The organism is Clostridium sp. KNHs205, from assembly GCF_000702945.1.
Taxonomy (GTDB): Bacteria; Bacillota; Clostridia; order Lachnospirales; family Lachnospiraceae; genus Anaerocolumna.
The window spans coordinates 2,815,314-2,838,122 of sequence record NZ_JNLE01000003.1 but is presented as its reverse complement, the minus strand read 5'-3'; the positions used below and the strand labels follow the sequence as shown (position 1 = coordinate 2,838,122).

The following is a 22,809-nucleotide window of genomic DNA, read 5'->3' as shown; positions in this document are numbered from 1 at the left end:
AATGAAAAATACAAGTAAACCTTATGAATTTTGCTGTGTATTGCAAAGTTACAGTTCAGCTTAATTTACATTCAGGTTTATGGAAATATTTGATGGTTTTTGATACCGTTCACTCATTTTCTTAGTTGCTGGCTCCTGTTCAAATTCCACTAAAATACAAAAACAAAATCAAAAACCATCTGTATATTAACTTTATATACAAGGCTGAACTGTTACTGCAAATACATGTAGAATAACTTTGGATATACCCACTAAAACTTTGCTTATAGCTCTACTGAGAATTCCTTACGTCCTTCTACATGCTCTAAAAAGACTTTCTTACCTTTATTCTTAATGGTAATGTGGTATTTACAGCCTCTGAACTCCCTGTCTATCCTGACTTCCGTCCATTCCTCCGGAATACAGGGGGCTATCTCAAGACCTTCCCACTTTGCTTTGATTCCCAGAATATACTGTGTCGCTGCCAGGTACATCCAGGCTGCCGTACCGGTTAGCCAGGAAACATTTGCCAGTCCGAATTTATCACTTTCCGGCCCGAAGATATTAGAGGCATAGACATAGGGTTCTGCTTTATAACGGTATTCACCGGCCTTATCCTGTACCACCATAGGCAGGAGCTGCTGATAGTATTTATATGCCCGTTCACTTCTTCCTAACATACACTCAGCTATAATAGCCCAGGTATTGGCATGGCAAAAAATACTTCCATTCTCTCCGCAGCCTTTGTTGTAGTGGGTAAGGGGGTCTTCTTTTGTAGGATAATCCTTCATTGAAGGATGTATCTTCTTGATTCCGTAGTCTGTATCCAGATGTTTTTTTACACTGTCCATAGCCTGAAGCTGTTTTTGGGGGTCGCCCATTCCGCTGATTACTGCCCAGCTTTGGGTATTCAGCCAGATTTTAGCCTGGGCTTCCGCTTCTGAACCTATAAAAGTTCCCTCATCGGTAATACAGCGTCTGAACCACTCACCATCCCAGGCAGTGGAATTTATAAGTTGCTTCTGTTCTTCGTATATTTTCAGATATGCTTTGCCGTCTTCCTCCATAAGCTGTGACAGCTGAGCCATCATCTGCAGCACCGTTCCAAACTGCATGCTGGTCCAGATGCTTTCGCCTTTTCCTTGCCTGCATACTTTATAGAGCATATCGTTCCAGTCAGAGGAAAGCATAAGCGGAAAACCCCGTTCTCCAAGATTCTGTCTGGTAAAATCAATGGACTTTTTGATATGATCCCAGACTGTAGCTGCCCCGCCGTCATAAAAAGGAACTTCCGTTAACAGGTAGTCAAGCTTTCCTTCCTCCATAACGATATGGTACACGTCCATAACCAGCCATAGATGATTATCGGAGTGAATCCGCTTAATCGGCTCCCAGCCTTCATTGGGATAGAAATAATGATTGCAGTGCCCATCTTTGTACTGCTGGGTGAAGAGAGAATTCAGCTTTTCCTTCGCCCGGTTAAGATCAAAAGGGATCATTGCCAGAATATCCTGTGCCGTATCTCTGACACCGACTCCTCTGAAGGTTCCCGTTGCATAATAACTGATATTTCTTGAAAACTGAAAATTTCTCTCCATCTGATAAGGATTCCATATATTAATCATGGTTTCTGCCTCTTTATCAGGAATTTCACATTTAAATTTCTCAAAGAAGGCTTCCCAGTCCTCAGAAAGAGCTTCAATGGATTTTTTTACAAACCCCTTCTCTCTGCATCTTTGTACAGATTTTATAACCTCTTCTTCTGTCATGGCTGTACCAAGGAAAATATTTATCTCTTTCTCTTCCCCTGCCTTTAGCTCCACCTCCAGCTGTAAGGCAAAACAGGGATCTCCGCCATATAAGGTGGAACCGGAACATGCATTCTTTTCTACACAGCAGGGATTTTCCTCACTTCTGTAGCTGCCGATGAATTCATCCCTGTCACAATCAAAGCCGCTGACAGAAGCATCACTGGCAAAGTATACCAATGGCGTTTCATCCGGTTTTGGCTGTTCCTCAACACCATAATGGTATATCAGGATATCTTCCCGGTTATAAACTGATAGCTGGTGCTTATTGTAGCATTGCCATTGCAGTTCTCTCATAAATTCCATCATGCCTAATTCCACATAGGGATATATTGTTATTTTCTTATCTTCAGCAGATTTTAATCTCAGATTCCAGATCAGTGCATTTTCATATTTTCCAACCAGATAAGTAGCGGTTACCTCCAGATGATTCTTTCTTGCCTGGAATCTGGTATACCCCATACCATGTGTGGACTGCCACCAGTCGGGCTTATTTTTACAGGGTTCACTGGTGGGGCACCAGATCTCCTGACCGTCATTTATATAAGTGTAGAAACCGCTTCTGTCCGTAGGCAGATGAAAGAAACGGTAGTGGTTGATCCGAAATATCTGAGGGGATTTGTAAAAGGCTACACCGCCACCTGCCTGAGATATCATAGTATGAAAGGTCCCGTTGGATAAATAGTTCATCCAAGGTGTTGGAGTGTTGTATTTATCAAAAGTTATCTCTTTTTTCTCATTATGAAATTGATACATTCAATTCTCCTTCAACACATCTTAACCATTCTCTGGCCATTAATTCATTACCGGCCATGGTTAGATGGATTCCGTCCGGTGACCAGTGTATCGCCGGTGCTTTCTTAAGTGCTTCCTCGAACATACTGCCAAAGGGCACAAAGATAGTCTTGTATTTCTCTGACAAAGCTTTTACGATTGCTCTTCTCTCCAGCATATGCTTATTCCATATCTCCCAGTTTTCAACGATATCTGCTGCATTCCCTGCTTCATTTATATCGAGTTTTAATAGGAAAGGTTCACAAAGAACAATCTTTGCCTGTGGCTTTGCCTGTTTTACTTCCTGCAGCATCCTGTCGAAGACAAATTCAAATTTCTCTGCATCTGCTCCCATATTCAGTCTTAAGGAATATCCGATATCATTTACTCCGCATAAGATGCTTATCATATCAAAATCAATGTTTAGAGTATCCTCTATCCATCTGCCGTAAAGATCAGAGATTCTGTTACCTGCAATGGCAGTATTCTTAATCTGAATTCCCGGATAGTCGCACATTAAGCTGGCTCCCAGGAAATTAACATAACCGTCTCCCAGAATCCTGTTCTTATCTTTTCCTTCTCTGTCTCTATTTGCATCTGTAATGGAATCTCCCTGGAATAATATTGTTTTCATATAAAACTCCTTTCTGTGTGCTCCAGCTCTTATAACCGTACGTACTTTCTAATTCTTTTATTTTTTACTTAAGTAATATAGTGACTTAACTTTTAGCTGCTGAATCCTCATCAATATCATTAATTATTAATATTTTACTACAACATTCGCAAACATATGGGCACTTGTAAGAGGTGTTACGGAATGAAATAAGGTATAGGGATATCTATACTTCTCTACCTGGGTGGTCTGTGCTTCGATTTCCAGCCAGAAGTTGTTTGTACCTGCTTCCAGCCCAAGCTCTTCAAAAGAAATGGATGCAAAGCCATCTCCCCCTCCTGGTATCTGGATTCTTTTTATTTCCTTTACCTTTGGTTCATTTTTAAATACCAGCGTAATTTCAAGGGGACAACGCAGCTGGGGCGCAAGCTCTAATCCCTGCTTGCCGTTCAGTACTGCGGGAACCACTCCAAAATCCGTTTCTTCTACGGAGAATAATACCTCTTCTTCCCTTTTGGGAACCGGGAGAGCTGTATATATTACAAGACTGTTGTCACTATCTTTTAAGATATCTGATTGCAGTAACAGTTTCCCCTTAAAGGTAGAAGCCTTCAGCCCCCTGGTTCTGATATTGTAATAATTTATAAACTCAAGCTCAGGGGTTTCCTCCACTTTCTCTGTTTCAGAAAGCATCCAGTCAAGATTAAGGAACTGCCAGTCAAAGCTTACATCCACATCTTCTGCCTGTACTGCAAGAACATATTTACCCGGCGGAAGTTCTACCTGATACTCATAGCTTATATTCTCTCCGGCCTCCAATACAAAGGCCTGAGGTTCTCTGTTATATTCTCCGGTATGGGCAGGAGATATCTGCAGCCAGAAGCTGTTTTTTTGTGGTTTCTCTCCTGTATTCTTAAGCTCTACCTTTAATTTTCCCTGATAACAGCCCTTACCTGTTAAGTGAAAATTTTCCGTAATCGTAAGTTTAGAATCAATGGCCTGTATTTTAGGAGTGTCTTCCGGGTATTTAAAAATTACATTATCCACGTACTCCATAGTTAACAGCCCGCATTCCTTTTCATTGGTGGCAACTTTTCCAAGAATATTGATATTATCAAAGGTGATATTGCTGATACGGGTCTCCTCGTTAAAGCCCTGCAATCTGGACTTGGATAGGAGCCAGTCGATGCCGGGATTTCCTATGTAGTAAATATCTTTAAATGTAATATCTTTGATACTTCCCTTTTCCTTGTCTCTGTTCCAAACCGAATCCCTGATACGGATATCGAAAAGCTGTGCCCCCGGTGCATTCTCTATTCTAATGTTTTCAAAGCAGATATCAGAAACCTCCGCTCTGTCTCCATGATGAATTCCCATTAAGGGATATCCCGTAGGAGAATGAATAATATCAATGTTCTCAAAACGGACGTTATGAATTTTTTCAGCCCGGAGTTCTACGCCTACCTCCAGAGGTCTTGCAAAGTCATTCCAGAGAACAGAGTCCTTAAACGTTACATTATCCACATCACCTGTATTAAAAGCCTTTACTACAAAGGAGTCATCCCATACCCTGGTAAAAATATTCTGCACCAATACATTTCTGGAACCACAGATATCTATTCCGTCAGAATTACCACGGCAGCCAAAAATCTTAACATTATCAATGGTTACATTATCACAGCCAAAAATCCTAAGACTCCAGTCATTGCTGTCGGTGATGGTGATATCCCTGATGCTTACTGCTTTGCAATGGAGGACATCGATGCAGCGCTGATAGACATTTCTCATTTCAAGTGGATATTTTTCCATACTGATAGTACCGTAACCGCAGATTGTAAGGTGGCTGCACTGGTTAAATTCCATCTTGCCGTTTAGGAAGGCTCCTTCCTCCAGATAAATAATGGTATTGTCCTTTTCAAATTTCAAGACATCCACTGTATGGATTCCCGGCTCGTAATAAATAACATTATCCGCATATTTGTTAAAGTCTTCATACTTTATGGCTTCCGCAAAGACAATGAGGTTGTTATGAAAGCTTCCGTTTATCTCAACAGAGAACTTTTTAGGTTCTTCCAGATGAAGAAAAATCTCATGCTCGTTGAAACTATAATCCAAGCCCAGGCTAAGGGGCCTTATGATAACGCTTTGGAGAGGCGTTTCAGATTGAATCCGTAAATCTACAGGTTCCTTCATTGTAAATTGTGTATATTCGCTAACCTGTACTTCGTTATAGGGTGTGGGAAATATATGTGTTGTTTTGATTTCTATATTTTCATTATTCACAAAGACGGTGTAATTCATTTATAAGTCCTTCCTTACAGGTATTCTTAAGCAATTTAGACCAGTTATCTTAATACTCAGCCACAATCATCTGATGCAGCTCAAGCTTTGGTACCTTAAATCCTACGTTTCCCTTCTCCTGTGTATAATCCAGCTCAAACTCTCCGGGAGCAAGATATATCCTCTTAATCTTTTCCCTGCTGTTTAACTGTACCTCAAGCTCATAAAGAGGCTGTATATCTTCTATTACCTCTGTGTTCTTTCCGCGTTTAACCGGAACTCCATACAGCAGATGAACTATATAACGATTCTCTTGCTTTGCCAGGGTAACGATTCCTTGTGCAGGGAGAGAAGTTCTGACAGTTGCCTTGTCTTTGAGCAGCTGGTCAAGAGCGTATTGAACCATCCGTTTTAAAATAAGACTTCCTGTAGTCGCATAATCCCTGAATACCTCCCAGGAAATATAGATGCCATCCTTTCCGCTTACCATTCCGGGTCCGGCCTTTTCATTCCTGCTTGGAGAATGAAGGTGAGAACAAAACCCAGCGGCTGTTCTGTTAAAATAGGGATTCTCCCTGCTGCCAAGTTCTTCTCCCGAAACATTTTCAATAGCATACCCCTGGGAATACATAACAAAGGCTGCATTATCAAGATCCGATATTGTGAATACAGGGCGGAAATAGTCCGGGCGGAATTTATTTTCACCCAGATAACGAATACCAAAGTCCAATTGAAAACCGGTCTTGTCACTATCTAATCCTGAGCTGCCGGTGGACAGAAGTTTACCACCCTGTTCTACATATTGCTCCAGCTTATTCTTCAGTTCCTTATCCAGTAAAATGATATCTGGTAATACTATTAAAGAATATCTGCTGAAATCCTCTTCTTCATCAATAACATTGAACAGATAATGTCCCTCCAGAAGAATTCTGGCAGCTCCGATATCTGCCAGTTTAGCGGCTTCTGCTAAGGTAATTTTCTCATTTAAACCGCTGCTTTTTTCTAAAACCGCCTCAGCAGACAGCACTCCAATATCCGCAATATTTTCTGCCTCCGAAAGCCAAGGCTCCTTAAGGCTTAATTCCTCATAGGCTTTACCGATTAAAGAATAAGTTGCCATATCCATCTCTCCCGACGGATGCAGCTGGTCCCCGATAGAGACTCCTGCCCCGTTAGCAACAGACAGAGAAGCTTCATAACGGAGGGCATTGGGATGCTTAAAGCCCCCGAACTCTCCCCAGGACTGATGGAATTTCCCTGTCATGCCCAGATACTCCATACCGAGAATCCTGGCATAAGCTGCGGACAGCGGAAAATGATCATATCCCCAGCCGCCGGTAGGCAGGCTTTCCAGTTCCAGATGACTGTTCTTATAAGCCAGATCCCTTCTGCCCCGTCTTATATGTCCTCCGTTGTGAAACACCGGCAGCCCCGGTTTCACACTGTCAATGGTCTCTCTTACCCTTTTTGCATAATTGGCATAGACTCTTTCTGCCAAAGCCATAACAGCTTCTTCCTTAAAGGGGTCCATCCCCTCCTGTTCCATAGTCTCTCTGCAATGCTTGCAGTAGCAGGGCTGGACTCCTATAATATCTAAGAAGATGCCATCGGCTTCGTAATTCTCACATACCTCTTTTATCTGTTCCAGCAAATAATCCAGATATGGCGTATTGATGCATAATTTATGATAACCCGGCTCCAGAAAGCTTTTGGTCCACAACATGGAATCGTCTTTCATTCTGACTATCCACTCAGGATGCCTGCGGGCAATTTTTTCATCAAAGCCAGCGGACAGGTATACTGGTGTCTTTACCCCTAACTCATGTGCCGCTTCTATTTGTTCTCTCAAAAGGTCAAAGTGAAGATTTGGATGCATTTCGTTGGCCTTTGAAGGGTGATATGCCCAGCCGTGATGGCATTTCGAAAACAGTGTTATAGAGTTGACACAGCCTTTTTGCAAGGCTTTCTGAAACTGAGCTTTGCTGAACTTTTCTCCGATTCCTTCTATCTTTTCACTGGTGTGAAAGTCCAGATGCACTTGCCTGTATTTCATATTCATTTCACCTCATATTCTGATTACTGCAGCTAGTACTGCCTTGCGAAAATTTCGCTTAATATCAGCGCCTGATATTTGCGCTGAGGCAAGGCGGAGGAATGAAGCGTAGCGGTTCCTACGCCGATTGACGACTTCTATATTAAATCCACCCCGTAGATACCTGCTTCAGCTCCCCAGCTGCTGTTAAGCTTAATTTCAATTTTCTCAATGCCTGCAGCATTGATTTCATGAACTGCATACCTCTTCCAGTTATCCTTTATATTCTTAGTTATTACTCCATTCCTGCAATAAATCTTTAATTCGTAATCTCTTACCAGACAGCCCGGCAGCTTATCCGTATTGTCATTTTCGAGATAGCTGTCAAAGGTCAGCACAAGTTTATCTGCATTCACAGGCTCTTTTGCTGTCAGTGTAAGGGTATGCGGAAAGTCTCCTTCTCCAATCCACAGATTCGGAACACCATAAGGCCGTGTATAAGGCGATACAGCCATAGCAGGTGCAAAAAGCCTTTGCTCCGGGACCATATCCTTAAATAATATATTTCTGTTCTTTTCATAACGGTGATCCAGAAAGCAATAACCGGTAGCTGCTTTCAAAGGGACACTGTCATGATTGCATTCTTCGGTGTTATCCTGGGAGTACATTCGTAGAGTAATGGCACCTATTGGTCCGTCCTCTGCTATCCCCAAAGAAAGAGCCTCGTTCTTTATAAAACTGAGATAGAGCTTGCCATCCTTCCCCCTGTTTGAATTAATGGGTATTTCCAGCCAGCCTTCATGATTTTCGGGTATAATAATTCTCTCTTCTTTTACAACTTCCTCCGGTATAAAGGTTTCTTTATGAACACCTGTCAATATTTTATATGTTAAGATCTTTGCTTCCTTTGAACTGTTCCTGATTTTAATGCTCACGCTTATAAGCTGTTCCGTCTCCAGCATCCACGCTATGGCGTAATCCCTGTCAAGTAGCATATAATCAACACCATTTACATTTTCATAGCTTTTTTCACTGGTTGCGGTTACAGCAAAATTCGCCATAACAGGGCTTATATTTGGAACACCGATAATGGTCTGATCCTCACCGGCCAGTATCTTTTGCAGCTCCCGCCCATAATCAGCCGTTACTTCTCTGGGGGAGAGTTCTTTCTCTATACATAATTTTGCAGCAGTGGCAACTGCCTGCCCCATAACCCCGCAAGTAGCCATTACTCTGGTGGAGCCAAGAGCAATATGAGTTGCACTGATATCTCTGCCGGCTAACATCAGATTGTCAATATCTTTTGTATAGAGTGATCTCATAGGAATATTATAGATGCCGGTTACCGGTACGAAATTCGTAGCAGGTAACGAATCATAGATTCCCAAAGGCGCATGGATATCCATAGGCCAGCCGCCGATGCAAACTGCATCTTCGAAGCCGATCTTATTTTCAATATCATTTTCTGTTAAAATATAGTCCCCCAGAAACCTTCTGGATTCTCTGGCACCTGATTTTGTATAAATTCTTTTTAAGACGTAATTTTTCGCTTCCGGATACTTACCGCTGTTCTTGATATAATCCCAGATTCCAAAAATCAGCTTGCGAAGCTCCAGATCAATCTCTTCGCTCTGGTAAATCACATCTACCTGTCCGCCGTATTCAAAGGACCAGTGAGCACCCTTTACAGTGATACTGCGGTATTTCTTTGGATTATGTATGTCTTTGATAAAATCCATAGCATCAACCTTATGAGCAAAGCCGGGTGGTACATAGGTAACTTCATGCCCGCAATCATAGGTCTCAAAATAAAAGGTATTTCCCATTGTATATCTGTCTGCATTGTCCGGTGCCCAGAATTCACCATGCTGCTCTTTGCCTTCTCTGCCCATACGGAAGCTGCAGCCGGCTTCATAAGCAAGGGTTCCGTTTCCCGTAGCATCAATGTAGATATTGCTTTCGATATCATATACTTCATTGCTGATATGATGTCTTGCTAATAAACTGGTTATTTTCTTATTCTTTACTTCACAGGAATACACAGAAGTATTCAGCAGTAAAGAAAGATTCGTATTTTCATAGCACAAGTCAAATAATACAGCATCCAGTAAGGCGTATTTATCATAACCTCCACCCATTGCGTATTTTGACATCCGAAGTCTGATTTCTTCTGCCAAACCTCCTTCTTTCGCATAGATGGCAGGATTTAAGCCATGATGGCTGGCTCCTGATATGGTGATCCCAATTTCACTGGAGGCATTTCCGCCAAGAACCGGACGGTCATTGACCAGCAATACCTTTTGTCCTTGCCTGGCTGCAGTAACTGCCGCACAAATTCCTGCAATTCCTCCCCCTGCAACGGTTATATCAAAATGCATTTTTTTCATGATACCCTCCACTTCTGCTCCGGTCTTGTGAATTATATCTATACTGTCTTACCGGACAGAGTAACCACTCTCCTCATTAACAATCCTTCTTCCATGTCTTAGAATATCTATACACGGAAGAAGGTTGCTATTTTAATATATTTGCAGTTGAATATTGAAACTGTCAGATTTTCTATTGATTTTCTTTAGAGGCTCTCCATTCATCAATCTGACGCTGAATCTCTTTTGTAACCACATCATCTCCAGCTTTAATCAGCTTATTAACAAAATCTTTGTATAAAGCATCTGCATCTGGTGCTGCACCGGAGTTTAAGGTAGTCTTATATTCACCAATTACTGCATTTACCTGTGCAAGTTCTGTTTTAATTGGATCGGTATCCAGTGTAAAGCCTTTCAGCTTTGATGGAGCTGCATCAGCATTTACCTGACTGATGAAATCGCTCTGTAAGGTAAGAGGTTTGTTCTCCATGTAGATCTCATAACCGTTAAAGATGTTACCGATAGCCCAGTTATACTGACCGTAAGGGCTGTCAGCGGTAGGCTGTGAGGTATAACCGATGGGCTGGATTTCTTTGTCGTTAATCTTGTTGTAGTGCTTTCCTTCGATACCATATACCATTAAATTATAGAGGTCTTTCCCTTTTTCTGTGTTCATTAACTCGATTAACTGCATAGCTCTTTCCGGATTCTTGGAATTAGAGGAAATAGCCATGTTGGTAGCTGCAGCTGCATAAGGGATATAGTGTGAATTATCAAAGGGAATCTTTACATAAGCGGTAGAACCTGCGGCTTCACTTGTTGCAATTTCAGATTCTGTAGGATAATACCCCTGGCCTACCAGGTAGTTACCGCCGCCGCGTACTTCATAAATTTCCTGGGATACATTATCAGCTGTTAAGATATCCTTTCTGATATAACCTTTCTGGTACCAATCGGAATATTCCTTCACAAAAGTCTCATATTCAGGTGTTCTGTAAAGATTAACAGGTGTGTAATCATCGCTGTAAATATCAATTTTATAAGGGTTTAAGATCCACTCATAGCCTTTTTCCACGTGATCTGCAAAGCCGAAGACACCTTTTTGTAAATCACCGCCGTCTTTAATCATCACGATATATTTCTCAAGTTCATCCCATAGTTCCTGGTCCATCTTCTGATGGGAACCAAATAATTCTGCTAATTGTTCCACGTTGATCTGATCTTTGTATTTCTCATAAATTTTTATAGGAAACTGTAAAGTGGATACATAAGAAACCATCTGCTGCATGTTTGGTATGCTGTATAGCTTTCCATCCACTCTTGATTTATCCAGGATGTTCTCAGGAATTTCCTTTAGCAGGTCAGGTGCATACTCTTCAATCAGTTTGTCAAGCTCCATATAGGAACCTTTTCTTACTTCCGTTACATAAGGAACCATCCAGCCATGCCATACGATATCAACATTCTCCTGGGAGGCACTGATCAATTTCCATTTCTCAGCATAATCTGCTGAGGTGATACCCTCAAACTTAACGGTAGTACCGGGCAGATATTTCTGAAGTTCTTCGTTGAATTTATTCCAAACCTCCTGGGCATCTTTCTGCTCGCCAGGACTTAAGAATACCCATTTTAGGGTTACCGGCTCTGCTTCTTTTTCTGGCTCTTTTGTGCCTGTGGGTTCATTCTGCTCTGCATTTGTTTCTTTTGTTCCGTTGTTATTATCCGGCGTATTGCTGCTGCCCTTGCAACCTGTCAGGATAATGGAAAACATAAGACAGATTACAACCAAAACTCTCATTCTTTTTAACATAAAATACCCTCCTTTTAATATGTAAACCTCTACTCTTTTACCGCACCTACTGTTAAACCTTTTGCAAAATACTTCTGAAAGAACGGGAAGATGATAAGCATTGGTCCAGCTGCAACAATACACAATGCAAATCTTATGGTCTCAGAAGGAAGCTGCGTCAGATTGATACTGATTCCTGCTACCGGTGAACTCTCTGCCATGTCTTTGATAAACTGTACTTCTCTTAATATCTGCTGCAGCAGATACTGTAAGGAAAATAACTCCTTGCTTCTGATATAAATCAAAGCAGTATTCCAGTCATTCCACCTGGCCAGTAGATTCAACAATGAAACTGTGGCAATAACCGGTTTTGACAAAGGCAGTACAATTTTATAAAACACCTGCAGTTCTCTTGCACCGTCAATCTTGGCAGACTCAACTAGTGAAGGCGGCAGTCCCTGGAAGAAAGACCTGATTACGATAATGTGAAATGCATTTGCAAGGTTTGGTAAGATGTATACCCAGATATTATCCTGCAGATGCAGATATTTAGTCATTAATATATAAGTAGGAATCAATCCTCCAGAAAACAACATTGTAAAAATAATAAAGAATGTTACAGGCTTCTTGTACTTATAACTGGCTCTGGATAACGGATAAGCCATTAAGGTCATAACAACCATACTTAAAGCTGTGGCAACCAGGGAATAAAAAATTGTTACCTTGTAGGAATTTAACAACTGTCCCGGGCTTTTCATTACATACTTATAAGCTTCCAGCGAAAACTTATGGGGAATCAATTTATACCCTTCGGTTATAAGTGTCTGTTCATCCGTTATGGATGATGAAATGATTAATATAAACGGTATTATAAAACCCAGTGAAAATATAATAAAAAATATATTTACCGGTAAATTCGCTCTCTTGCTTTTCACGTTTGCCTCCTCTAGAACAATGAATTTTCAGGTGATATCTTCTTGACTATTTTGTTGGTAGCTACTACCATTACAAAACCCACAAAGGATTGGAACAAGCCTACTGCTGTTGTAATTCCGATATCATCACCGGTCTGTAACCCGCGGTAAATATAAGTATCAATAATATCGGTGGTAGGATATAATAATCCCACATTACGGGGTATATTATAAAAGAGACCAAAATCACCTTTGATAATGCCGCCAACATTTAAGATTGTAAGCACTGTCATAAGAGGAACCAGAGATGGAAGGGTAATATAACAAATCTGTTTCCATTTGCTTGCTCCGTCAATGGAAGCTGCTTCAAAAAGCTGTTCATCAATTCCCATTAATGCGGCATAATACATAATACAGCTGAGTCCCACGCTTTTCCATACATGAACCACCGGTAATATGGCCACCCAGTATTTCGGTTCCAGATACCAGTTGATACCTTCCATGCCAAAGAACTTGATAATCTGGTTCAGTATACCCATATTGGGTTCCAGTAAGATATAAGTAATATAACCTACAATGACCCAGGACAGGAAATGGGGTAATATCATAGTAGTCTGGTAAAACTTCAGGAACAGTCTGTTCTTTACCTCATAGAGCAGTATGGCAATAGCTACTGAGCAGACAATACCAAGTATTATGAATACCAGACCGTAACCCACGGTATTTCTTGCTATCCTAAATGCATCCTGTGAAGTAAAGAAGAATTTGAAATTGCGAAGTCCTACCCATTCACTGCCGAAGATACCCAAGTTGTTTCGATAGTCCTTAAATGCAATAATTACGCCAAGCATTGGTATATAACTGAAAACCAGAAAGAAGATAATGCCGGGCACCAACATCATTGACAGCTCAAAATTATCTCTAAACACTCCCCATTTGCTCTTCTTTTTTATTGTTAAATTTACTTGTTCCCTTTTTGAATTCGACATAAACACCAGTACCCTTTCGTTATATTGCATAGTTTTTATCACTCTTACTAAGTTTTATTATATCTCTTCAACAATTCACTAACAATCATAGATATTTAACATAACCGTAGAATTTTAACCAATATAAATACTACTATTTTAATAATGATACGGATATCTACATGGATTTTTGTATAGAATTTAAACAGATTTATGTAGGATTACTGCAGGTCTCAGGGTTAAATTGCATAGGAAAACACGTTAAACAATAATGTTATTTGAAAATTATTACCATTTTGCAAAAAAACACTTGACATGCAGTGAACTCTATATTGTAGACTTATACCATACTAACAGGAAAGTGAGGATAAGCATATGGAATATGTAAAACTTGGAAATACCGGTTTAGAGGTATCACGTCTTTGTCTTGGCTGCATGAGTTTTGGAGATCCGGAAGGCTGGGTCCATAAATGGGCATTAACAGACGAGGAAAGCCGTCCTGTCATTAAAAAAGCCCTGGATTTAGGTATTAATTTCTTTGATACCGCGAATGTATATTCTTTAGGCAGAAGCGAAGAAATCCTCGGACGAGCCTTAAAGGATTATGCAAACCGTGATGAGATCGTTATTGCAACAAAAGTATACAATAAGATGCAGGAAGGTCCCAACGGAGCCGGTCTTTCCAGAAAAGCTATTATGAGTGAGATCGATAAGAGTCTGAAACGCCTTGGGACGGATTATGTAGACCTCTACATCATCCATAGATGGGATTATAATACTCCTATTGAAGAAACCATGTCGGCACTGCATGACATAGTAAAGGCAGGTAAGGCAAGATATATCGGCGCCTCCTCCATGTATGCCTGGCAATTTCAGAAAGCCCTTTATACAGCAGAGAAAAACGGCTGGACACGTTTTGTATCCATGCAGAATCATTTAAACCTTATTTACAGGGAAGAAGAAAGAGAAATGATACCCTTATGCAAAGAGGAAAAAATAGCTCTGACGCCTTATAGCCCCCTGGCTTCCGGAAGACTGACCAGAGACTGGTCAGAGACCACTAAACGCTATGAAACCGACCGGGTGCAAAGAGATAAGTATGATTCTACCATTGACGCCGACAGACTGGTGGTGGAAAGACTGGCAGAAGTCGCAGAAAAGCACGGAGTTCCCCGTACCCAGATAGCCCTGGCTTGGCTGATCCAAAAACAGCCGGTTACAATTCCCATAATCGGTGCCACAAAGATTTCACATCTGGAAGCAGCGGTACCGTCCCTGGAAGTCAGACTTTCACCGGAAGAAACCGCTTATATGGAAGAACCCTATGTCCCCCACAGGATTGTGGCTCATAGCTAATCAATCTAAAAGAAAGGATTTGTGTGCTTATTCGAACCTAGTTCGTTTATAGCACTCAAATCCTAAGATTTCCTGACCTATTGTGTTTAACACCGGAACAACATTATCCGTTGTGGAAGTGGAGTCAAATTGCTGTTTTAATTCCTTTTGGCAGTTGAAATTCTTATGCAGGAACACACTGATTACACAGGTATCAGAGGCAGCATCAGCCTTACTTTTGTTCCGTTTTCAGGTGTACTTTCAAGTTTCATGTAATACTCTTCTCCATAGAATAATCTAATCCTCTGATTTATATTGTTCAGCCCGATTCCAATTCTTGTATTATCTGATTTTTCCTTTATTTTCGTATCCAGCCTGTTCAGTTCTCTGGTATCCATACCAATGCCATTATCTTCAATTGTAATAAACAGGGCAGACTTATTATCCGAGGTCACCTCCACCCTGATCCACCCATTTTTCTTAACGTTTTTAAGCCCATGGGTCACTGCATTTTCTACGATAGGCTGTAACAACAACGGCAGGATCTGATATTCCCTGCTCCTGATATCCTCCTGAACCGTTATACAGTAGCTGATTCTGTCCTCAAATCTCAATTTCTGAATCTGAAGATAGACATCAATATAATTCAGCTCTTTTTCCAGGGTAGTTGAGAAGGTTTCTGTATTTTCCAATACATAATGGATCGCTTGCCCCAATAGCTTGATAGCAGTGGACACATTATGATCGTCGTTCTCAATTGCCAGCATGCGGATGGTTTCCAGTGTATTATAAATAAAATGAGGATTAATCTGGCTGGCAAGCAGCTTAAACTCCATCTTCTGCTGCTGGTTGATCAATTCCTTCTGCTTGATAAGAGCTTCATAAACCTGGGATTCCTTCTTCTTTATCTCCTGGATCATATATTTCAGATCAAAAAAGGTTTCCGTCAGTTCATCGTCTCCCCGCAAGGTATCAATAATATCATATTCCCCTATGCTGGCACTGCTCATGGCCTTTCGCAGAGCGATTACCCTGTAACTGAATTTCTTTGTATAAAACAGGATTCCTACCAGTGGTATGACAATGGATACAAGTGTTATGACCACACACATGACCACAATCTTAAAGATACTATTATACGCCTCCAGATCCAGGGTGGTAATATAATAGATGTCCTTAGACCGATAGGCAGGCAATGAAGATATATATCCCAGTACCTTATTTCCCTGATATTTCAAAGACCCTTTACTGGTAAAATATTTTTCCTCAAAATCTATGGGAACCTGCTGTTTTTCTCCCTGCACGGATCTTGTCGTACTGAAGAAGATTTCGTCTTTGTTCAGTGATACGGCTGTAAAAAGTTTATTGTTCTGTATACGGTTCTTTAAATAATTCGTACTGATCGTAACCACCAGGATAGCTCCGTCATTGGTAGGTTCAGCTGAATCCACAATAGGAAAGGAACGAATAAAGGTAAGCTGCAGCAAGCTCTTTTCCTTGTTCTCCGGAGTGTAATTGACCCAGGCACTGCTGGAGGGTATGGAGACTTTGGAAAACCATTCCTCCTTCACTGCAGGAGTGGCATGTTTAATGTATATGCTCTCTGGCAATGAGGTATTGGTCGTATATACGGTAATGGCCGCCAGGGCTGTATTGTTTTTCATATAGGTATCAAAACGGTCGTATGCATTGATCCGGCTGCTGAATTCCGTTTCCTCCGGGGCTTTTTCCGTGAGCATCGAGAGCAGTACTTTATCATTTATAAAATCTTCGGACATATTAAAGATATTCAGGGTACAGTCCAGCAAAATGGATTTAACCCTGAGATTATCGGATTCCAGTTGAGAATAGGTCTGCTGGTATAGTGCTTTGGCAAAATAAAGAGTCAGAAATAATCCGATGAAAGCAACCGGTATCACAAGAAAAGGAATAAATATAATATACATTTGTGTCTTTATTTTGATTTTCGATTTTGTTTGCAAAGCCCTTCTCCCTGTCCTCATCCCTGCTGCATCTGCTTACGGTATTCAGTGGGAGTGAGATTTGTATACTTCCTAAATTTTGTATAAAAATAGTCCACATTACGGTACCCGACCTTCTCCGCAATGTCATAAACCTTCATGTTATTCTGCTTTAACAGTTTTATGGAATTCTGCACCCGGACATAATCTACATAATAATTAAAGCTTTTACCGGTTTTTTCATGAAACAGTTTCCCCAGATAACAGCTGTTATACCCGAAGAGACAGGCTATACTTTCCAGCTTGATATTTTCCTTGTAGTTGTGCTCAATATAATAGATTACACTGTCAATCACACTGTCATTGCCGGAAACCCCCACTGTATTCATGATAATTTCAAACTCTTCGGTAAAAAAAGCAAGGATTTCATAAAGATAATTCCTGGTGGTTATAAAGTTGATAATCTGAGTATTGGTAGGAAAAGGAATCTTACTGCCTGCATACAGATTATTGATTTTATCCTTAATCTGCAGAAAAAGGTCCGATAAAGACAGTTTGATATCAGGTATATTTATTTCACACCTATTCAGCTTCTTTTCCAGCTCATGCAGTGTTTCCACCAACAGATTCCGGTTGTGGGTCTGTATATAATTTACCAGCAGATTGTAAAAACTGTTTATCATTTCGTGGTCGAAAGGAAGTTTTGCACTCTTATGCTCCTCTGTATCAAGATATCCTATGGTATGCTGGTCCTGAGCACAGAAAAAACGCCTCTGCATTAAGAATAAGGCATCCAGATAGGAGGTGCGTATATCCGTGACTTCCGAGACAGTTCTTCCATAAGAAATAAACAAGGTATCTAAAGGTGAACCTTTCTGCGGTTTGAGATCATATTCAAATTTCTCAATAAACCGTTTGAATTGACCGATGGCAAATTCTCCTTTCAGAATAATAACCTGATTCTCCTTAATCGTCACACTTTCAAGTGAATTACTGTCCTGATTGGTGACTCTTAATATCTCAGAGAAATTATAGGAAATATCCGCTATGTTGTGACTGTACTTCTCATAGATCAGCACCTGAAAGATATTATCTGTCATATGCAAATCCGCTAAATTAATCCTGGAAATATCCGCCTCACCGTTAATAATATCCCTTAAGATGGAAATCTTTGCTTTTTCACGGTAATGGCTTACGGTCCTCTTCTCCCTCGCTTCTTCCTGCAGTTCATGAGATATGGAATTCAAGGCTGCTTCCAGCTCCAGCTCATTAAGTGGCTTGTTCAGATAAAATTTAACATCATAACGTATAGCTTCCTGGGCGTATGCGAAATCAGAAAACCCGCTTAAGATAATTATCTTTCCTTTATAATTGCCCGCTCTGGCCTTTTGAATAACCTCCAGCCCGTCCATAAGCGGCATCCTTATATCCATCATTACAACGTCCGGATTCTGGCTCAGCAAGCAGGACAGCGCTTCTTCTCCATCGGAAGCTTCTCCAATAATATTGTAGCCAAGCTGTTCCCAGTTGACTACTTTCTTTAATCCACGCCTGATGATTGCTTCATCATCTGCTATCAGAACTGAATACATAAAACACCCCCATAAATTCAAGCATACCTTTATTTATCAATAGCTGCTCTTGCCTGCTTCTGCTGTTCTGCATTCTGCAGATCAATATTTAAGACCTTTTCATACCCCAATCCCATGGCAATGTCCGTCATTTCCTGTATCAGCCGGGTAAATTCCCCTTCATCTTTCGCAAAGACTGACTTCCAGGAATATTCTACAATAGTTGAACGTATCTGGGCCCGGATAGTAGTGATATCCGGATCTTCTGCCGACACGGCATAACCGCTTCCAACAGATATTACCGCCTGATTATTTTTATAGAAATATTCGGCAGCATTCTTAGCCTTCATATGAGTCTGCCAGTCCCTTTCCATATCCGTAAGGGTTAAGGATAAATAGTCATCCCACATCAGATAGTTGTAAGGATAACCGGTTTCAGGATTAATCTCACCATCTGATACGGCTTTAAAATTCAGTCTTTCAATACCGTCAAGATAGGTTCCCCCTCCATATTCCTCCGGCATCAGGGTCTTATCACCATTGGTCAGGCATTTATAGCCAAAGTCTGTAAGAACCGGTTTTCCGTCTTCTACATCCCACATAAGTCCCTTGATACCGGATAAACTGCCCGAATAAGCTACTGTCAGTCCTTCCGGTGAATACAGCCAGTCGATAAAATCCATTAACCGTTCCGGGTCTTTCGCCTTGCTGCCGATCATAATGGAATTATAGGGATTTCCTTTGGTATAGCAACCCCAGTCGTACAGCTGGAAATCCTCAACGGCAGCCGTATTAAAAGCCTTACCGGAGGAGGTGTGGTCTGCTGTATTGTATCCGGAGGACTGCCAGGGCCAGGGTGACCACAATACAGCACCATCCTTATATTTCTTTGATAATGCATCAAAATTCTGAGTAGTTGATTCCGGATCCAGCAGTCCCATCTGATTTGCCTGAAAAAAGAATTTAAGCCCCCTGATATACAGAGAATCCTCTGCCAAAGCACTTTGAGGTTCCTCGGAATCATCTGCTTTTGCATAGGCATAACCAATCGGTGCATAACCATACATGTAAGGTATCTGATTGGCAGCTCCCAGGTATTCACTGTCCCAATCCTTAAACAGGGAGAATGCATAGATTTTTTTACCGGAATCACTGACACCTGCAATGTCCTGCATCTCTTTCATCACCGGCAGCAGATCCTCCAGCGTTTTCATTTTCGGATAACCCAGCTGTTTATACAGATCCCATCTGATATAGGTTCCAAAGTTTAAAACCGTACCTCCCAGATTCGTATCTGCAGGTCTTTCTGATATTTCCGACGGGATTGCCCAAATACCCTCCTCTTTTGCAAGTGTTTTATTGGTATACTCAATCGCTGCCTGGTATTTGGACAGATTCTTCTTTCCTTCCATAAACTCCGTCATATCAATTATCAGTCCCGCCGTAACGAGATCCTGAAGCTTTCCGCCGGCTGCAGAAGTAAGGATAAGATCTCCCAGATTCCCGGCTGCACTGCGGGTCTGAAGCAGGGTTTCACCTCCACCTGCCACATTTGGTGCAATTATGTTAAGTTCCATATTAAATTTATCTTTTATAATTTTGGCAAACCAGCCTGACTGTATTCCCTGATAATTGGATTGGGAATCGAAAACATCCACGGTAATAAATTCTTTGTATTTCGCTTTTCCTTCTTTTCCAGAGTTTTTATTACCAGCAGAGTCTGCATTCCCCAAAATCTCTGGGTTACGAGTATTAGAAGCACAGCCCCCTGTCATAGTAACAGCCAGCACCAAACATAAGAGAATGCCCAAAAGCTTATGTTTCTTAACCATATAATAACCAAACCTTTCCCATAACCATTCCTTTTCCCATAACCTGTAATCCTTCACTAAAGGCAGCATCAGCTCCCACTAAATGCCGCTCCTGCCTGCAGATGTAGCAGTGCCTAAAATTATGGTACGCTTTGTAATTATCAATAATTCATATTAACTGCCAGAAGTATGTTTTAGTATTTATACAAGTATTAATACAATTTATTATATGACAAAATTCTTTTAATAAAAAGTGTAATTATTAAAGTATTTTTCTCTAAAAATATGACCTTTTTCACAAAAAAAACAATGACCTTCCTCCACACAACGGCCTACCAGAACCATTGTGTGAAGGAAGGCCATCGGGACTTCTTTCTGACATTACTTAATGTAATATATTAACCAGACACCATTGCGTCTGGCTTCGGGATTAATTTCTTTCTGACATTACTTATTGGACTATGCCTCCATCTGTCATGGCATTTTCTGTTAAAATAAGCTTAGGAATTCCCGTTGATCCAGGGCGTTCTCTCAATCTGTTCCCTTAACCATCCGGTTAAGGTATGGGTATTGTCACAGCCGTATTCCCAATACATCAGCCCAAGGAGACCTTTCTCCTTGGCATACTCTGCTTTTCTTTTCAGTGACTCTCTGTCATCATAGCTTATAAAGGTATCTCCATTGAACAGATAAGGGGCTTTTGCTTCCTCATCCCAATAACGGACATATCCATTCCTGTTAATAAAATTCTGAAGGAGACTGTGGTAGGCAGGTCCGTATCCTCCGGTGGTTGCTGCCATCTGATGCAGACCATGCTCAATATCCGGAACACCCTTCCATAGTCTGGAGTAGAAGGCTGCACCGATTACCAGCTTTTCCTTTGGTACTCCTGCCTTTATAAAGCATTCCACCCCACGGTCCGTACTGGCGGGAAACAAATCCCTTTTATTGGAATACAGGCTGGTATGATGACCTGTAAAATTCTGAAAACCTCCCTTTAAGTCATAGGTCATCAGCTGTACGTAATCCAGATACTGCTGTGCGTTCTTCATATCGGTACAGGCTGTAAAATATTCACCTCCACCTGCTGCAATGGTCAACAGGTAATCCTTTTCAGCAGCCCTGTCAAGTGCTATTCTGAAGGCTTCCAGTAATAAGGTAAAATTCTCTCTGTCTAATTCGCTTCCATCAATACCAGCCACGCGGTAACATGGGTATTCCCAGTCTATATCTATACCATCCATATCATATTCTCTTATGAGCTCTACTGCAGAAGCAGCAAAACGTGTTCTGTTCTCCCTGGTCATGGCAGCCTCTGAGAATCCGGCAGCACCCCAGCCTCCCAGGGATAATATAAGCTTTATATCCGGATTCAGGGATTTTATCCGTGACAATACTGCTTTGCATTCAGGATGGTTCCATTCCGCTAACCCCTGGTTTATATGCCCGAAAGCTATATTGATCACATCCAGACTCTTACTATCCTCTGCAGTCACCTCACCTAGATCACCGGTGCTGACATATCCGATTAATTTCCCCATTATCCGTGTTCTTTTCCTCCGTTTTCTTTTATTAAGTTAAGGCATGAGCTTTGGTAAACCCTATCAGCTCTTCCACCGTAGTAAAGGCCAGACCGGTTACCGTATCCGCACAGCCATAATATAGAGCAATCCGCCCTGTAGCCTTATCAGTAAGAGCCGCACAGGGGAATACCACATTGGGAACATCCCCTACACGCTCATAATATTCCTCCGGTCCTAAGACATAATATCTGGAACGGTATTTTACTTTCCAGGGTTCATCAAGATCTAAAATGGCAGTGCCCACTCGGTACACAAAACCATTGCAGGTATGTATGACTCCATGATAGAGCAGCAGCCAGCCCTCCTCCGTCTCAATAGGGATGGGGCCGGGGCCGATCTTGGTTCCCTGCCAGGCAGATTCGTCGCCTTTTACAGGAGACATAACATGCCTGTGGTGTCCCCAATATTCCAAATCCCTGCTCTGACTATAGAAGATATCTCCAAATGGCGTATGCCCTGTATCACTTGGTCTGCTTAGCATGGCATATCTGCCGTTTATTTTTCTGGGAAACAGTACGCCATTCCGGTTATAGGGCAGAAAAGCATTTTCCAGCTGGTAAAAGGTCTTAAAATCAAAAGTATACCCGATACCAATAGTAGGCCCATGATAGCCGTTGCACCAGGTTATATAATATCTGTCTTCCAGATAGCACACTCTGGGGTCGTAACGGTATTCCCTTTTCAGGATTTCCATGTCCTCCCCCTGAAAAACAATAGGCTCTTCCTCAATCTTCCAATGGATACCATCTTCACTAAAGCCCGGAAAGATATCCATACTAACCGCAATACTGTCACAACGGAATACTCCTGCAAATCCATCCTTAAAAGGAATTACTGCACTGTTAAAGATGCTGTTGGAAGTTGGTATTGCATCTCTTTTTATAATAGGATTGCTATTATATCGCCAGACCGGTTTACTGTACCCCTCCGGTTTATCCTGCCAGGGAATGTCTGGCAGGGAACTCCCTGTTACTCTACTCATTATTTATACCCATTGCATATCGCAGGCCTGCCTGCGATGCTGC

At 41.4% G+C, this 22,809-nt stretch carries 14 protein-coding genes; 1 reads left to right on the top strand and 13 read right to left on the bottom strand.

Annotated features, from left to right (window positions below):
- Nucleotides 1-263: 263 nt before the first annotated feature.
- From BR73_RS0111755 to BR73_RS0111720, 8 genes are all read right to left on the bottom strand, one after another.
- On the bottom strand, nt 264-2,543 hold the full coding sequence (locus tag BR73_RS0111755; protein ID WP_033165678.1) for a glycosyl hydrolase family 65 protein: 2,280 nt from the start codon (nt 2,541-2,543) through the stop codon (nt 264-266).
- On the bottom strand, nt 2,527-3,195 hold the full coding sequence (locus tag BR73_RS0111750) for an SGNH/GDSL hydrolase family protein (RefSeq protein ID WP_033165677.1): 669 nt from the start codon (nt 3,193-3,195) through the stop codon (nt 2,527-2,529). Before BR73_RS0111750 ends, BR73_RS0111755 begins: the two co-directional genes overlap by 17 nt.
- A gap of 126 nt (nt 3,196-3,321) precedes the next feature.
- Nucleotides 3,322-5,475 carry a glycosyl hydrolase family 28 protein gene (locus tag BR73_RS0111745; RefSeq protein ID WP_033165676.1) on the bottom strand — a complete coding sequence of 718 codons (2,154 nt, stop codon included), beginning with the start codon at nt 5,473-5,475 and terminating at the stop codon, nt 3,322-3,324.
- A 49-nt stretch (nt 5,476-5,524) separates the two neighbouring features.
- The gene (locus BR73_RS0111740) at nt 5,525-7,507 is read right to left on the bottom strand and encodes a beta-galactosidase trimerization domain-containing protein (RefSeq protein ID WP_033167362.1); all 1,983 of its coding nucleotides are present in this window, start codon (nt 7,505-7,507) and stop codon (nt 5,525-5,527) included.
- A gap of 137 nt (nt 7,508-7,644) precedes the next feature.
- Nucleotides 7,645-9,873, bottom strand: coding sequence for an FAD-dependent oxidoreductase (locus BR73_RS27405; protein ID WP_051685158.1), 2,229 nt, complete (start codon nt 9,871-9,873; stop codon nt 7,645-7,647).
- 172 nt (nt 9,874-10,045) lie between these two features.
- Complete coding sequence (locus BR73_RS0111730; protein ID WP_033165675.1) at nt 10,046-11,662, bottom strand: ABC transporter substrate-binding protein; 1,617 nt, start codon at nt 11,660-11,662, stop codon at nt 10,046-10,048.
- 29 nt (nt 11,663-11,691) lie between these two features.
- Nucleotides 11,692-12,576, bottom strand: coding sequence for a carbohydrate ABC transporter permease (locus BR73_RS0111725; RefSeq protein ID WP_033165674.1), 885 nt, complete (start codon nt 12,574-12,576; stop codon nt 11,692-11,694).
- Nucleotides 12,577-12,587: 11 nt separating this feature from the next.
- Nucleotides 12,588-13,574, bottom strand: a complete 987-nt coding sequence (locus tag BR73_RS0111720) for an ABC transporter permease subunit (RefSeq protein WP_242860665.1) — start codon at nt 13,572-13,574, stop codon at nt 12,588-12,590.
- 324 nt (nt 13,575-13,898) lie between these two features.
- Between BR73_RS0111720 and BR73_RS0111715 the strand changes: the two genes are divergently transcribed.
- Nucleotides 13,899-14,879: an aldo/keto reductase gene (locus BR73_RS0111715; protein ID WP_033165673.1), complete on the top strand. Its 981-nt coding sequence runs from the start codon at nt 13,899-13,901 to the stop codon at nt 14,877-14,879.
- A gap of 182 nt (nt 14,880-15,061) precedes the next feature.
- Here BR73_RS0111715 and BR73_RS0111710 read toward each other — a convergent pair whose 3' ends face one another.
- The 5 genes from BR73_RS0111710 to BR73_RS0111690 form a co-directional block, all read right to left on the bottom strand.
- The gene (locus BR73_RS0111710; RefSeq protein ID WP_033167359.1) at nt 15,062-16,840 is read right to left on the bottom strand and encodes a sensor histidine kinase; all 1,779 of its coding nucleotides are present in this window, start codon (nt 16,838-16,840) and stop codon (nt 15,062-15,064) included.
- Between the two features lie 17 nt (nt 16,841-16,857).
- Nucleotides 16,858-18,411, bottom strand: a complete 1,554-nt coding sequence (locus BR73_RS0111705) for a response regulator (RefSeq protein ID WP_033165672.1) — start codon at nt 18,409-18,411, stop codon at nt 16,858-16,860.
- A gap of 29 nt (nt 18,412-18,440) precedes the next feature.
- Complete coding sequence (locus tag BR73_RS0111700; protein WP_242860664.1) at nt 18,441-20,291, bottom strand: ABC transporter substrate-binding protein; 1,851 nt, start codon at nt 20,289-20,291, stop codon at nt 18,441-18,443.
- 410 nt (nt 20,292-20,701) lie between these two features.
- Entirely contained in the window at nt 20,702-21,742 is a 1,041-nt protein-coding gene (locus BR73_RS0111695; protein ID WP_033165671.1) for a glycoside hydrolase family 18 protein, read from the bottom strand.
- Between the two features lie 31 nt (nt 21,743-21,773).
- A complete protein-coding gene (locus BR73_RS0111690) occupies nt 21,774-22,766 on the bottom strand; it encodes a glycoside hydrolase family 130 protein (RefSeq protein WP_033165670.1) in 993 nt (330 codons plus the stop codon).
- Nucleotides 22,767-22,809: the final 43 nt, after the last annotated feature.

Excerpts from the sequence above, each read along its gene's own strand:
- BR73_RS0111755 (WP_033165678.1), bottom strand. The coding sequence starts at position 2,543 with ATGTATCAATTTCATAATGAGAAAAAAGAGATAACTTTTGATAAATAC.
- BR73_RS0111750 (WP_033165677.1), bottom strand. The coding sequence starts at position 3,195 with ATGAAAACAATATTATTCCAGGGAGATTCCATTACAGATGCAAATAGA.
- BR73_RS0111745 (WP_033165676.1), bottom strand. The coding sequence starts at position 5,475 with ATGAATTACACCGTCTTTGTGAATAATGAAAATATAGAAATCAAAACA.
- BR73_RS0111740 (WP_033167362.1), bottom strand. The coding sequence starts at position 7,507 with ATGAAATACAGGCAAGTGCATCTGGACTTTCACACCAGTGAAAAGATA.
- BR73_RS27405 (WP_051685158.1), bottom strand. The coding sequence starts at position 9,873 with ATGAAAAAAATGCATTTTGATATAACCGTTGCAGGGGGAGGAATTGCA.
- BR73_RS0111730 (WP_033165675.1), bottom strand. The coding sequence starts at position 11,662 with ATGTTAAAAAGAATGAGAGTTTTGGTTGTAATCTGTCTTATGTTTTCC.
- BR73_RS0111720 (WP_242860665.1), bottom strand. The coding sequence starts at position 13,574 with ATGCAATATAACGAAAGGGTACTGGTGTTTATGTCGAATTCAAAAAGG.
- BR73_RS0111715 (WP_033165673.1), top strand. The coding sequence starts at position 13,899 with ATGGAATATGTAAAACTTGGAAATACCGGTTTAGAGGTATCACGTCTT.
- BR73_RS0111705 (WP_033165672.1), bottom strand. The coding sequence starts at position 18,411 with ATGTATTCAGTTCTGATAGCAGATGATGAAGCAATCATCAGGCGTGGA.
- BR73_RS0111700 (WP_242860664.1), bottom strand. The coding sequence starts at position 20,291 with ATGCTGCCTTTAGTGAAGGATTACAGGTTATGGGAAAAGGAATGGTTA.
- BR73_RS0111695 (WP_033165671.1), bottom strand. The coding sequence starts at position 21,742 with ATGGGGAAATTAATCGGATATGTCAGCACCGGTGATCTAGGTGAGGTG.
- BR73_RS0111690 (WP_033165670.1), bottom strand. The coding sequence starts at position 22,766 with ATGAGTAGAGTAACAGGGAGTTCCCTGCCAGACATTCCCTGGCAGGAT.